We start from the raw sequence: 12686 nt of genomic DNA, 5'->3' as shown, positions 1-12686 counted from the left end.
TGATGTCGCGATGAAAACAGCGGAAGACGAATTGCCTCCAGTTGGGATCAAACACGCCCACGACCCCAGCAATTTGGCACGGGATGATATCTCGGGGCATGGTTGATCCGCTGGCCGGCGATCCACCGGGTGGACCGGAGTGGACTCCCGGCGCCGTCGGCAAGCCAGAAGCTTAGAGCCCGTCGGCGCATTCCGTCGCTTCGCTACCGACCGGCCGGTGGGGCCGGTGGCGCGCGCCGGCCCAAGTCAGCATTGCAGCGGCGCTGAATGCTGCTCCCAGCATCGAAACACCGTGCCAGCCGGCATGGGCGTAAGCCATGGTCGCGGCACTTGCTCCCATGGCGCTGCCGATCGAATAGAAAACCATGTAACCACCGACGAGACGGCTGCGTGCCGTCGGGTGGCGGGCGACGATGATGCTCTGGTTGGTGACGTGGACCGCCTGCACGGCAAGATCGAGCAGGACAACGCCGATCAGGAGAAGCGGAATGGACGACGGCAGAAACGCAATCAGCCCCCATGACAGCAGCAGGAGCGTGAGAGACAGTGCCGTCGTCCATTGGCCGAGACCGCGGTCCGCGAGGCGTCCCGCGCCGGTCGCGGCTGCCGCCCCTGCCAGACCGACCAGACCGAACAGTCCGATCTGCGTGTGCGAATAGTGGAAAGGAGCGGTGCTGAGCGGCAGAACCAAGCTTGTCCAAAATGTGCTGAAGGCCGCAAAGATCAGCAGAGCGAGAAGACCGCGCGTCAGCAAAACCCGGTCACGCAGAAACAGGGCGGGAATGGAACGCAGTGTCTCGGCGTAGCTGTCGGTGCTGTCCGGCAGCGGCGTTCGCGGCAGAACACGCGTCAGCAGCCCGACCATAGCCGCCATCAGAATGGCCGATGTCAGATAGACCACCCGCCAGCCGCCGAGGTCGGCGAGCAGCCCGGCGACAAAGCGGGCGCCAAGGATGCCGATGACGACACCGCTCGTCACCGTGCCGACCGCCCTGCCGCGTTCGGCGGGCGTCGCCAGCGTCGCGGCGAAGGCGACCAGAACCTGCACCACGACGGCGAGCAGGCCCATCGCGGCAAGGCCGGTGAACAGAACCTCTTCGGTTTTCGCTGTCGCTACAGCGACCAACGCGATGATCGACAGAAGGCCTTGACCAATGACAAGCCGACGACGGTCAAGCAGGTCGCCAAGTGGTACGATGAAAATCAGCCCCAGCGCATAACCAACCTGGGTCAGTGTCACGACAAGGCCGATGGCAGCCGGCGAAATCCCAAAATCCCTCGCGATCGCGTCGAGCAATGGCTGAGCGTAATAGATGTTTGCCACACTGAGGCCGGCGGCAACGGCAAAGATCAGCGTCGCAACTCTTGATAACCCGCCATCCGGCGGGCGCCGTGCCGTTGGTCCGCTTGTGTTCCGCATCGTGATCCCGTTCGTGAAGCCAATCTGGTTTCATATCGAGACCACTTGCGCATACGAAATTCCAGTTCTATTTTAGGACCAGATTTGCGCGGTGGAGACCGGGGGCATGGTCAAGCGGGTCAGTCTTTGGGATGCGGGTTGCCCGGTGGCGCGCGCGCTCGATGTCATCGGCGATTGGTGGTCGCTGCTGATCATTCGCGACGCCTTCGACGGAGTACGACGATTCAACGAGTTTCAGAGCGGCCTTGGCATTGCCAAGGGAATGTTGGCAACCCGGCTGCGCGATCTGACCGAGCGCGGCATTCTGGAGACCGCGCCGGCTTCGGACGGCAGCGCCTACAAGGAATATGTCCTGACCGAAAAGGGGCGCGGCCTTTTTCTCGTTATCGTCGCGCTGCGCCAGTGGGGTGAAGACCATCTCTATGGCCCAGATGAACCGCGATCCTCGTTGATCGCCGCTGAAACGGGCGCCCCGGTCGCCCGGCTGGAACTGCATGCGGGAGACGGGCGGGTTCTGACATGGGACGATACAGAGGTGATAAAGATCAACCCAATATGATCGATTGAAGATCTTGGGGGGTCCACGGCACGGCAGCGTTTCCAAACGGGCTTTCATGGCTTGGTTGATCCGCCGGCCACGCGATCCACCGGGTGGACCGCACGGCCGAGGACCCGGGCGGACTCTAGAGCAGGTCCTCGATCCGGATCGGCAGATGCCGGATTCGCCTTCCGGTCGCGTTGTGGACGGCGTTGACGATGGCCGCCGCCGCGCCGACCATGGCCACCTCGCCGAGCCCTTTGACCCCCGACAGGTTGAGGCGGGTGTCCGGCTCGTCGATGAAATCGACCTCGATGGCGCCGACGTCGGCGTTGACCGGCACGACATAGTCGGCGAGGTCGTTGTTGAGAACGCCGCCGAAGCGGGGATCGCATTCGCCGGCCTCGCGCAGGGCGGCGCCGATCCCCCAGACCACGCCGCCCCGGACTTGGCTTTCCGCCGTGCGGCGGTTCATCACCCGTCCGCAATCGGCGACGCTGACGACCCGCCGGACCCGCACGCGTCCCGTCGACGGCTCGACATGGACTTCGGCGAAATGCGCGATCCAGCTGAAGGCCAGAAAGTCGGGGTATTCGGGACCGGTCGTCACCGGCATGCCCCGGCGCAGCTGCTCGATCGCCTGCCGGTCCTTGCCGAGCGGCACGGTGTCGACCGACACCTCCAGATAAGGGCGCCGGGTCCGGGCAAGCTGGACATGAACGGGCTCGTCCGACAACACCGCTCCGGTCAATTGGCTCAGTTCCTCGCGCAGCTTCAAGGCGGCGGCCCGCGCCGCCGGGGCCGCGCTTCCCGCACCCCAGGAGCCCGCGGTGAGGTGCTGGGGCGCATGACCGGTGTCGCCGATCCGGATGTCGAGCTTGCCGGGGTCCACGCCGAGGACGTCGATCAGCTCCGCGGCGATGACGGTGCGCAATCCCTGTCCCATTTCGTGACCGGACGTCGCGATCCGGCATTGGCCGCCGGCGGAGAGCCGAAGCGTGGTGACGGAGGGCGTCATGGCGGCCTTGTAACTGCCGCAGGCGACGCCGAGGCCGATGCGGTCGCCGTTTCCGGCGACCAGGGCGCCGGGCTGGTTCGTCCATCGCTCCCAGCCGAACCGCGCGGCCCCGCGCCTCAGGCAGTCCGCAAGATGGCGGGAGGAGAAGGGCTTGCCGGTGATCGGGTCGCGCTGGGTGTCGTTGGCGAGGCGCAGCGCCACGGGGTCCATGCCGAGCGCCCCGGCGAGTTCGTCGAGCGCGCATTCGGTGGCGTGGCTGGCCGGATGCTCGTGCGGGGCGCGCTGGTGGCCGGGGGTCTGGGTGTCGACCCGGACGATGCGCTCGCTTCCCCGCCACGCGCCATACCCGTACATGCGCGGCGGATTGGCGCCGTGATCGCTGCCGAAGCCGTCATACCGGCTGTTCTGCTGCACCGTTTCATAGATGCCGGCGAGCAGGCGGCCGTTACCGTCCGCGGCGAGCCGGACGCGATGCCGGCTTTGCGGGCGGTAGGACGCGGTGTGGAACAGCTGGCCCCGCGGCATGACGAGCTTGACCGGGCGGCGCAGGAGCAGGGCGGCGCTCGCCACCAGCACGCTCTGCTCCTGAACGCCGTTCTTCTGGCCGAACCCTCCGCCCGTGTAGGGGCTCACGCCGCGCAGCGCCTGCGGCTCCATCCCCATCATGCCGGCCAAGCCGCCGGCGAAGGCCGCGGCGGACTGCGTTCCCTCGTAAATCCGCAGCGTGCCGTCCTCGAACGCGGCGGTGGTCGAGATCAGCTCAATGGGATTGTGATGCTGCTGGGGATGTCGATACTCCACATCGACGATGTGCGCGGCGTTGGCGAAGGCGGCCTCGGCATCGCCGGACGCGAGCTGGCCGGCGGCCTCCGGCTCGGGACCCGCAAGGTCGTCGTCCATCCGCGCGCTGAAGGATTCCTCGGCGTAGCGCACCGTCACGGCTTCGGCGCCTTCGACCGCCGCCTCCAGCGTTTCGGCGACCACCAGGGCGACCGGTTCGCCCCGGTGGCGGACCTGCGGGGCGGTCATGGGCTGGTGGCCCTTTCCCGGTTGCCCATAGGCGCCGCGGGCGGCGGGCGTCGTCCGGATCTGCGAAAAATCATCATGGGTGAAGACGCGCACGACGCCCGGAACCTGGAGAGCCGCCGCCGTGTCGATGGACAGGATCCGCCCCTTGGCGATCGTCGCCGGCACGGTCATCGCGTGAAGCAGCCCGGGGAACGGCTGGTCGGCGGCGTACAGGGCACGGCCGAGCACCTTCTCATGGGCGTCGATCCTGGGACGGTCCGCGTTGCGGTTCGGCGTCATTGGTTCCTGCTCCCGGCGTTGATGATGGCGTCGGCAAGGGTCCGCGCGCCGAGTTCGATCTTGAAGGCGTTGTGGCGGCCGGCCCGGGCCTCGGCGAAGGCCGCCCTGGCGGCCTCCAGGGCCCGCCCGCGATCGAGGGTTTCACCGCGCAGGACAGCCTCGGCCGGACGCCCGCGCCACGGCACGGTGGCCACCCCGCCGAGCGCCACATGCGCCTGCCGCACGCGATCGCCGTCCATCTCCAGCGCCACCGCGGCGGACACCAGCGCGAAGGCGTAGGATTCGCGGTCGCGCACCTTCAGATAGGTGGAATTCCGACCGGCGGCGGTCTTCGGCACCGAAATGCCGGTGACGATCTCTTCGCGGCCGATGGTGAATTCGAGGTGAGGCGTCCGGCTGGGCGGCCGGTAGAGTTCGGAGATCGGGATCACCCGCGTTCCGTCGAGGCCCTGCAGCTCGACCGCGGCATCCATCGCCATCAGCGCGACGGGCCAGTCCCCGGGCGACACGGCGTTGCAGGCCGCGCTCGCCCCCAGCACGGCCTGGGACCGGTCAATCCCTCCGATGGCGGCGCAGCCGGAGCCCGGTTCGCGCTTGTTGCACGGGTAGGTGCCGTCCGCGCCGTTCCGGAAATAGGGGCAGCGCGTCCGCTGCAACAGGTTGCCGCCGACGGTCGCCATGTTGCGCAGCTGCTGGGAGGCCGCCTTCGACAGGCTTTCCGCCAGCACCGGATAATCGTCGCGCACGACCGGATGCTCGGCGACGTCCGCCATCAGCGCAGCACCACCGAAAAACAGCCGGTCGCCGTCCGTGTCGATGCGGTTGGCGCCATCGAGGTCGGCGATGTCGATCAGATGCGCCGGCTTCTCGATACCGAGCTTCATCAGGTCGTAGAGATTGGTGCCGCCGGCGATGTAGCGGGCGCTTTCGCCGGCCGCGACGAAGGCCTCGATCGCCTCACGGGCCGTTCGGACCTGAACGTAGGACAAGGGCTTCATGGCTCAGCTCCTCTCGATCTGGGGAGCGGCCTGTTCGATCGCCGCGACGATGCCGACATAGGCGCCGCAGCGGCAGATGTTTCCGCTCATGTATTCCTTGATCTGCTCCGGCGTCGACGCGTGCCCCTCCTTGACGCAGGCGATCGCGGCCATGATCTGGCCGGGCGTGCAGTATCCGCATTGCAGGGCGTCGTGGTCGATGAAGGCCTGCTGCATGGGATGAAGACCGTTCGCCCGGGCGATGCCTTCGATGGTGGTCACGTCGCGGCCATCGGCCTTGGCGGCCATCGTCAGGCAGGAGGCGACCCGGCGGTTGTCCATATGGACCGTGCAGGCGCCGCATTGACCATGGTCGCAGCCCTTCTTCGCGCCGACGAGGCCCAGCCGCTCGCGCAGCAGGTCCAGCAGGGACGCCCGGGCATCGATGTCCAACGCCGTCGGGCGGCCGTTGACGCGGAAGGACAGGTGGACCGTCATGCCGTTCTCCGGTGAGGGTTGCGGACCGGCCTGCTGGGCGAGCCCGGCGGTGGGCAGCATCGCGCCGGTCAACGAGGCGATGGTCCCGGTCTCCAGAACCTGCCGGCGGGTGAGGTCGAAAGGTTGCCTGTCTTGCGGGTCCGGCATCGGAACTCCCTCAGTGATTGCACCATGTTGGCCGCCGGCCGCGGGCCGGCCGCGGGCAGGACGGGGGCCTCGGGATCGCAGGTCATTGAGAGTGGTTCGCGATGGCTCGGGGAATAAGGCGCCGCATCCTGATCGGACTGGTAAGCTGCGCTTTGCAATCGCCGACGGCTGGTGCGCGGTCAGCCCGTTGCCCGGTGGGATCAACCCAACGGCCTCATTGGAGGCGCGTCCACTCGATCCGGATGCGCGTGCCTTCCGGCCGTTGAAAATGTTCCGTCATGCGGTCAGCGACCACGATGAGTGTGAGGTGTTCCCGTGTGCGGGTGCTGCCAACCCGGTTCGGAAACGTCGCTCCTTCGGCACGATTGCCGCTGAACTCGCCTTTTTCATCAACCGTGTCGGTGCCAAAGAACCCGAGAACGAGGGGCGGGGGAGGCCGCTTGACAATCGTTCGCTACCTTGCAAATATCGCAAGCTAGCGAACGAATTATGGGGAGGGTCGGCTTCATGCCGGAGCGGAGCGACGCCGGGCGTCCGGCCGTGGGAGGGTGGGCGAAGCGATGCTACTTCGCGGGCCGCGCCCTCATGGACGCGACCCTGCGGCCCTACGATCTGGGATCGACGCAGTGGTATGTTCTCTGGCATTTGGCCAACTTCGGCCCGACCGTCCAACGCGATCTCGGACGAGCGCTTGAGCTGGAACGCGCGACGCTGAGCGGGATCGTCACCACGCTCGTGCGCAAGACTCTGGTCGAGCAGACCTCAAGCGGAGAAGACCAGCGTCAGCGTCTTCTGACGCTGACCGTTGCGGGTGAGACCCTGTGGCGCGAGCTTCCCGATCTTTCCTTCATTCACGACGCAGCGTTCGGCGGCATCGACGAGGCCGATCTGGCGACGACGGTCCGTGTCCTGCAATTGGCCACCGAGCGGCTGCAGAACCTGTTGCGAAAGGAATGAGCCGATGACGGTGCTGATAACCGGAGCGACCGGCCTTGTCGGTGAACGGCTGACCCCGCGGCTGATGGAGGCCGGTTTCGCCTGCCGCGCGCTGCTGCGGTCCGGAAAACCCTGCCCTCGGGGCGCTGCCGCCGTGGCTGGCGACATCCTCGACCCCGCGACGCTGGCGGAGGCCGTCCGGGGCGTTTCGGCGGTCGTGCATCTGGCGGCGGTTTTCCGCAGCCAGGACACCGGCCTCATCTGGAAGAGCAATCGCGACGGCACCCGGAATCTGATCGCTGCGGTGAAGGCGAACGCCCCGGATGCCCGTTTCATCATGGCGAGCACCAGCCATGTCTACAACCTGGACAACCCGCATCCCGGCCGCGAGGACGATGCGGTCGATCCCAAGCATCCCTATCCGGCGAGCAAGGTGGCCGCGGAAAGGGACCTGCGCGACAGCGGCCTGATCTGGTCCATCATCCGCTTCCCGTTCGTGTACGGCGACGGCGACGGGCATCTCGAATCGCTTCCCGACCATGTCGGCGGCTGGCATCCGGCCCAACGGATGAGCACGATCCACCACCGCGACATCGCCACCGCCGTGAAGCTCGCGCTGGATGGGGTGTTCGACCGGCGCGTCGTGAATGTCGCCGACGACGCCCCTCTGTCCATCTTCGAGCTTGCGGGCTTGCTGGATGCGAGAGTGGCGGCGAACTCCGGCCCTCTCCCGAATCCATGGCATCTTCATGTGGACGGTTCGCTGGCGCGCGCTCTTGGCTTCCGACCCACCGTGCGAACCGTCCACCAGGCCCATCAGGAAGGGCTGATGTGACGCACAACGCCGCACGGCGGCGTGACTCGCCCCATAAGGCCTACGGTCCGGCCGGTGAGGTGGTTCGCGCGGGACGGCCCTCGATGGGGTAGGCGGGGTCGTTGTAGCCTGGCGACGAGGGATGTCCGGTGGTTACCAGCCGGTCGACCAGCGCCTCGTCCTCAGCGGTGAAGGCGTAATCCAGAGCGCCGAGGTAAGCGCGCCATTGCTCTTCCGTGCGCGGCCCGGCGATCGGAGCGGTCACGAGGCGATTGTTGAGCACCCAGGCGACGGCGAATTGCCCCGGCGTGATTCCGCGCGCTTCGGCGTGGTTCTTGATCTCCTGGGCGATCTCCAGACTTTCCGGGCGCCATTCCGTGTTCATCATGCGCCGGTCCTTGCGGCCGGCGCGGGTGTCGACGGATGGTTCATCCCCCGGGCGGTATTTGCCGGTGAGCACGCCGCGGGCGAGCGGGCTGTAGGGGACCACGCCCAAGCCGTAGTGGCCGCAGGCGGGCAGGATCTCGACCTCCGGCATGCGGTTGAGGGCGTTGTAATAGGGCTGGCAGGCCACCGGCCGGTCGATGCCCAGACGGTCGCACAGGCGGCAGATCTCGGCGATGCGCCAGGACCGGAAGTTCGACACGCCGATTGCGCGGATCTTGCCGCTGCGGATCAGGTCGCCCAGCGCGGCAACGGTCTCCTCCAGCGGGGTGTCGGGGTCTTCGCGGTGCAGGTAGTAAAGGTCGATCCAATCCGTGCCCAGGCGCCGGAGGCTCGCGTCGCACGCCATGGTCAGCCGACGCCGCGAGAGGCCCCGCTGGTTCGGTCCCGGTCCGGTGGGGTTGCCGACCTTGGTCGCCACCACCCAGCGCTCGCGGTCGTTCCTCACGGCGCGGCCGACGATGTCCTCCGACCGGCCGTCGTTGTAGACGTCGGCGGTGTCGATGAAGTTGATGCCGGCTTCCGCGGCGTGCGCGATGATCCGCTCGGCCGTCGGCTCGTCGGTGGGGCCGCCGAACATCATGCTGCCAAGGCACAGCGGCGACACCTTCACCCCACTGCGGCCGAGCTTGCGGTAGTTCATTGTCTCACCCTCCCATTGTGCTGTTTTGCTCGGCCCGGCTCGTCGTTTTCCGTGGATGGTGCGGGTTGCCACGGAAATGGCTTGCCGAGACGATGACGCGGGCCGAAGCCCATGTCCGGCGATCCGGTCGGTGATGAAGCTGCGCACCACAACATTGCCGGCTGTCACTGGCTGGCATGTTCGCGCCGCGGCTGCGGCGCGATCAAGCGCTTCTTTCTCAACCGCTGATCCGGCGGGCGGACTCCGGTGCCGACTGCTGCTCGAACAGGCGGCGGTAGAGACCGGACGGGCGGTGCAGCAGGGCGGCGTGCGTTCCCTCCTCGACGACGCGGCCCTGGTGGAAGACCAGGATGCGGTCCAGGCTGCGCACGGTGGACAGGCGGTGGGCGATGACGAGGGCCGTGCGGCCCTGCATCAGGCGTTCCATCGCCTCCTGGATCAGCGCCTCCGATTCCGAATCCAGGCTGGAGGTCGCCTCGTCGAGGATCAGGATCGGGGCGTCGGCCAGGAAGGCGCGGGCCAGCGCCACCCGCTGGCGCTCGCCGCCGGACAGCTTGACGCCGCGCTCGCCGACCAGCGTCGCGTAGCCCTTGGGCAGGCGCGCGATGAAGTCATGCGCGTTGGCCAGCCGGGCCGCCCGTTCGATCTCCGCCGGGGTCGCGCCGGGGCGGCCGTAGGCGATGTTCTCCGCCAGCGAGCGGTGGAACAGGATCGGCTCCTGCGGGACGATGGCGATCTGCGAGCGCAGCGAGGTCTGCGTCGCCCCGGCCACATCCTGCCCGTCGATCCGGACACACCCCCCGGTCACGTCGTACAGCCGCTGGATCAGCTTCACGAAGGTGGTCTTGCCCGAACCCGACGGCCCGACCAGCCCGACCCGCTCGCCGGCCCGGATCGTCACCGACAGGTCGCGGTAGAGCGGCGTCGTGTGGCCGCCATAGCGGAAGGTGACGCGGTCGAAGCACACCTCGCCGGCCGTGATGCGCAGGGGCACGGCGTCGGGCCGGTCCTCCACCCCCAGCGGTTCGGCGTGGATGGCCACCAGCTCCTCCATCTCGTTGATCGAGCGCTGGAGATGGTTGATGTGCATGCCGATGTCGCGCAGATAGCCATGGACCACGAAATAGGTGGTCAGCACATAGGCGACGTCGCCGGGCGTCGCCTGCCCCCGCCACCACAGCCACAGGGCGGTCGCCACCACGCCGCTGCGGATCAGCAGCAGGATGACGAGCTGGGCCGTGCTGTGGCGGGTGTGGCGGGTCCAGGTGCGGCTGGTCCGGCGGCTCCATTTCCCGACGACCTGGGCCAGCCGCTCGTCCTCGCGCGGCTCGGCGCCGAACGCCTTCACCACCGCGTTGCAGCCGATGGCGTCGGCCAGCGTGCCGCCGAGCCGCGTGTCCCAGGCGTTGGACAGCCGCGCCGCCGGGGCGATGTAAAGCGTTGCGAAAAGCACGGTCAGCGCGATGTAGACCGCCGTTCCCACCGCGATGACGAGCCCCATCACCGGCCATTGCAGACCGAGCAGCAGCATCGTTCCGGCGAGCACGACCAGCGACGGCCACAGCGCCAGCAGCAGCGTGTCGTTCAGCGTGTCGAGCGCCCACATGCCGCGCGTGATCTTGCGGACGATGGACCCGGCGAAGCTGTTGGCGTGCCAATCGGTCGAGAACCGCTGGACGCGATGGAAGCTGTCCTGGCCGACGTCGGCCATGATGCGCAGCGTCAGCGGGATGACGCCGCTCCAGGCGACGTGGCGCAGCACGACCATCCCGGCGCCGAGACCGACCATGGCGGCGAAGGCGCCGACGGCGGCGTCGCGCGCCGTCTCGCGGTCGTCCGGCAGCAGGGCCAGCGCGTCGACCAGACGGCCGGCGAACAGCGGCATGAAGACGTCGGCCAGCGTCGCGAGCGCGATGGTGCCGGCGATCCAAGCCACCAACGGCTTCCGGCGGCTCCAATGACGGAAGGTGAAGGCGAGAACGGCGCGGATCGCGTCCGTTCGGCCGGTGCGTTTCAAAACAGCCATGACTCCGTTCGGCGCGGGGACGCGCCGTCTCCACGGCGGGCGGCCCGAGACGCGGCCATGGCTGTGGCGCGATCAGGGCCGGGCGGCGCCGTCCAATGAATGGGAATATCGATGACCGTTGCCGGGCCTAAAAAGCCCGCGGTCGGCCCTTGCGGTCGGGCGACCTAACGGTTGACCGGTGCGGGAGATGTCAGCAAGCAGATCGTACGCATGCAGCCTCCCAACTTTCAGAAACAAAACCGGAGGGTCTGGATAACAGGCTTTACGGGATGTGCCAATACGCCTTTTGGTATAGTCTGGCTGCGCCGTCGGAATGGAGTTTCTCGACGGCGCGGAGGAGCCGGACCTCTCGGTCATCCCGGTCTGCAACACCTTCCCGGTCCGCCGGACGCCCGTCAGCGCGGGGGCAGGTCTTGGGTGCGGTTTTCAGAATCAGGGTTTTCAGAATCAGTGAGTCGGTTTGCGATGATGACGATGGCCGCCGCTGTGAGCCGTGCGGGGATGATGCGCCCCAACCGATCCCGTCGTCGATCCAGGCGTTTGTTAGCGAGCAACCGGTCTGCCTGGGACAAGGCCGGCGTGGACAAAACTGGGGGCCGGGAGCGTCATGCCCACACCACCGGACCCGCTGCTTCCCGACGCCTGCCACGGAGGGCGGGCGTCGGGGTGATGACCTCAGACAGTCCGGACGGTGCCGCCGTCGATGATGAACTCGGCGCCGTGGATCGCGGCGGCGCGATCCGAGGCCAGATAGGCAATGAGATCGGCAACCTCATCGGGCTCGGCCGCACGCCCGATCGGGATCCCGCCCAGAGCATCAAGGACAACTTGCCGCGCCTCCTCGATCGTGCCGCCGTTGGCGGCCTGCAGACGCTTCAGAAAGTCGACGGACGACTCGGTCATGATCCAGCCGGGGGAGACGGCGTTGACCCGCACGCCCTTCGGACCCAGCTCCTTGGAGATCGACTTGCTGTAGGTCCTGAGCGCGGCCTTTGCGGCGGCGTAGCCGGTGGTCGATTCGGGAAGCGGCAGGATCGATTGGATCGACGTGATATGCACAATCGCGCCGGCACCCCGTTCCATCATCTGCGGAGCCAAGAGGCGATCAAGGCGGACAGTGGCCAAAAGGTTAAGGTTCAGCTCGGCGAGCCAGTGATCTTCCGTCAGGGCGAGAAAGCCGCCGCCAGGCGAGGCCGAGCCGCCGATCACATGAGCGAGGATGTCGATGCCGCCCATACGCTCGATCGCCGCCTTGGCCAGGGTTGCCCCGCCCTCGGCTGTCGTCAGGTCTGCCTGGACGAACTCGACGCCGTCGATCGGCTGCGGGGTTCCGCGGGCGGCGGTGATCACCCGGGCGCCGCCGGCCAGGAAGCGATCGACGGTCGCGCGGCCCAAGCCCTTGGTGCCGCCGCTGATGAGCACTCGTTTTCCCGCGAACTCAGTTGGATCAGCCTTGATGTTCATGCCGTGATCTCCAAGGCCTTGATCGCGTCGTGTTCGAGCGTGAAGCGATAGGTGAAGCGGATGGGGCTGCCCTTGAAGTCACCATGGGCAAGGCCTTCGGCCACGACTTGGCCGTTCTCTTCGCGAACAGTGTCCGGCGTGAAGATGGCCTTGACCGCAATCACCTCGTCTTCAAACAAGGTTCGCAGCGCGGCGTGGCCCTTGTGACGTTTTCCGTTGTCCAAGAGGACCGCGTCGGCGGCAAAAGGTTTCAGCATGCCGTCCACATCGAGTTGTGCATTAGCCTCGACATAGTCGGCTATGGGTTTGGGTGGTTTGATCGACATCGCTCGGCTCCTTGACGGTGCAAGGTTGATTTATACCAAGTCCTGCGGAGTACGACTCATGCGGCGATTCCCGCTGAGCCGGGCGGTGTGATTCACGGGAGGGACCACAGCGACGAGGTCCCCCTAT

At 67.2% G+C, this 12686-nt stretch carries 11 protein-coding genes; 3 read left to right on the top strand and 8 right to left on the bottom strand.

The window, feature by feature from the left end; translation table 11 throughout:
* Positions 1 to 172 precede the first annotated feature (172 nt).
* Positions 173 to 1420 carry an MFS transporter gene (locus FHW79_RS00055; RefSeq protein WP_183177130.1) on the bottom strand — a complete coding sequence of 416 codons (1248 nt, stop codon included), beginning with the start codon at positions 1418 to 1420 and terminating at the stop codon, positions 173 to 175.
* Positions 1421 to 1526: 106 nt separating this feature from the next.
* On the opposite strand from FHW79_RS00055, the gene FHW79_RS00050 reads away from it, so the two are divergent.
* Entirely contained in the window at positions 1527 to 1979 is a 453-nt protein-coding gene (locus FHW79_RS00050; RefSeq protein WP_183177129.1) for a helix-turn-helix domain-containing protein, read from the top strand.
* A 124-nt stretch (positions 1980 to 2103) separates the two neighbouring features.
* On the opposite strand, the gene FHW79_RS00045 is transcribed toward FHW79_RS00050, so the two are convergent.
* From FHW79_RS00045 to FHW79_RS00035, 3 genes are read right to left on the bottom strand one after another with little or no spacing between them, the layout of a single operon-like run.
* Positions 2104 to 4284 carry a xanthine dehydrogenase family protein molybdopterin-binding subunit gene (locus FHW79_RS00045; RefSeq protein ID WP_183177128.1) on the bottom strand — a complete coding sequence of 727 codons (2181 nt, stop codon included), beginning with the start codon at positions 4282 to 4284 and terminating at the stop codon, positions 2104 to 2106.
* A complete protein-coding gene (locus tag FHW79_RS00040; protein ID WP_183177127.1) occupies positions 4281 to 5282 on the bottom strand; it encodes a xanthine dehydrogenase family protein subunit M in 1002 nt (333 codons plus the stop codon). The genes FHW79_RS00045 and FHW79_RS00040 overlap by 4 nt, the downstream gene beginning before the upstream one ends.
* A gap of 3 nt (positions 5283 to 5285) precedes the next feature.
* Positions 5286 to 5906 carry a (2Fe-2S)-binding protein gene (locus FHW79_RS00035; RefSeq protein ID WP_183177126.1) on the bottom strand — a complete coding sequence of 207 codons (621 nt, stop codon included), beginning with the start codon at positions 5904 to 5906 and terminating at the stop codon, positions 5286 to 5288.
* 585 nt (positions 5907 to 6491) lie between these two features.
* Between FHW79_RS00035 and FHW79_RS00030 the strand changes: the two genes are divergently transcribed.
* Together FHW79_RS00030 and FHW79_RS00025 are read left to right on the top strand one after the other, a co-directional pair.
* A complete protein-coding gene (locus FHW79_RS00030) occupies positions 6492 to 6863 on the top strand; it encodes a MarR family transcriptional regulator (protein WP_247884094.1) in 372 nt (123 codons plus the stop codon).
* Positions 6864 to 6867: 4 nt separating this feature from the next.
* Entirely contained in the window at positions 6868 to 7677 is an 810-nt protein-coding gene (locus FHW79_RS00025; RefSeq protein ID WP_183177124.1) for an NAD(P)-dependent oxidoreductase, read from the top strand.
* A gap of 40 nt (positions 7678 to 7717) precedes the next feature.
* On the opposite strand, the gene FHW79_RS00020 is transcribed toward FHW79_RS00025, so the two are convergent.
* From FHW79_RS00020 to FHW79_RS00005, 4 genes are all read right to left on the bottom strand, one after another.
* Positions 7718 to 8743 carry an aldo/keto reductase gene (locus tag FHW79_RS00020; protein WP_183177123.1) on the bottom strand — a complete coding sequence of 342 codons (1026 nt, stop codon included), beginning with the start codon at positions 8741 to 8743 and terminating at the stop codon, positions 7718 to 7720.
* A gap of 217 nt (positions 8744 to 8960) precedes the next feature.
* Positions 8961 to 10769: an ABC transporter ATP-binding protein gene (locus tag FHW79_RS00015; protein WP_183177122.1), complete on the bottom strand. Its 1809-nt coding sequence runs from the start codon at positions 10767 to 10769 to the stop codon at positions 8961 to 8963.
* A gap of 675 nt (positions 10770 to 11444) precedes the next feature.
* Positions 11445 to 12233, bottom strand: coding sequence for an SDR family oxidoreductase (locus FHW79_RS00010; protein WP_183177121.1), 789 nt, complete (start codon positions 12231 to 12233; stop codon positions 11445 to 11447).
* Entirely contained in the window at positions 12230 to 12559 is a 330-nt protein-coding gene (locus FHW79_RS00005; RefSeq protein WP_183177120.1) for a nuclear transport factor 2 family protein, read from the bottom strand. Before FHW79_RS00005 ends, FHW79_RS00010 begins: the two co-directional genes overlap by 4 nt.
* Positions 12560 to 12686: the final 127 nt, after the last annotated feature.

The sequence above is a fragment of the Azospirillum sp. OGB3 genome (assembly GCF_014192915.1).
Classification (GTDB): Bacteria; Pseudomonadota; Alphaproteobacteria; order Azospirillales; family Azospirillaceae; genus Azospirillum.
The sequence above is the reverse complement of the archived record's forward strand: the minus strand, read 5'-3'. Positions and strand labels throughout refer to the sequence as shown.

Bases quoted from the DNA above. Each gene is read 5' to 3' on its own strand.
- FHW79_RS00055 (WP_183177130.1), bottom strand. From the start codon at position 1,420: ATGCGGAACACAAGCGGACCAACGGCACGGCGCCCGCCGGATGGCGGG.
- FHW79_RS00050 (WP_183177129.1), top strand. From the start codon at position 1,527: ATGGTCAAGCGGGTCAGTCTTTGGGATGCGGGTTGCCCGGTGGCGCGC.
- FHW79_RS00045 (WP_183177128.1), bottom strand. From the start codon at position 4,284: ATGACGCCGAACCGCAACGCGGACCGTCCCAGGATCGACGCCCATGAG.
- FHW79_RS00040 (WP_183177127.1), bottom strand. From the start codon at position 5,282: ATGAAGCCCTTGTCCTACGTTCAGGTCCGAACGGCCCGTGAGGCGATC.
- FHW79_RS00035 (WP_183177126.1), bottom strand. From the start codon at position 5,906: ATGCCGGACCCGCAAGACAGGCAACCTTTCGACCTCACCCGCCGGCAG.
- FHW79_RS00030 (WP_247884094.1), top strand. From the start codon at position 6,492: ATGGACGCGACCCTGCGGCCCTACGATCTGGGATCGACGCAGTGGTAT.
- FHW79_RS00025 (WP_183177124.1), top strand. From the start codon at position 6,868: ATGACGGTGCTGATAACCGGAGCGACCGGCCTTGTCGGTGAACGGCTG.
- FHW79_RS00020 (WP_183177123.1), bottom strand. From the start codon at position 8,743: ATGAACTACCGCAAGCTCGGCCGCAGTGGGGTGAAGGTGTCGCCGCTG.
- FHW79_RS00015 (WP_183177122.1), bottom strand. From the start codon at position 10,769: ATGGCTGTTTTGAAACGCACCGGCCGAACGGACGCGATCCGCGCCGTT.
- FHW79_RS00010 (WP_183177121.1), bottom strand. From the start codon at position 12,233: ATGAACATCAAGGCTGATCCAACTGAGTTCGCGGGAAAACGAGTGCTC.
- FHW79_RS00005 (WP_183177120.1), bottom strand. From the start codon at position 12,559: ATGTCGATCAAACCACCCAAACCCATAGCCGACTATGTCGAGGCTAAT.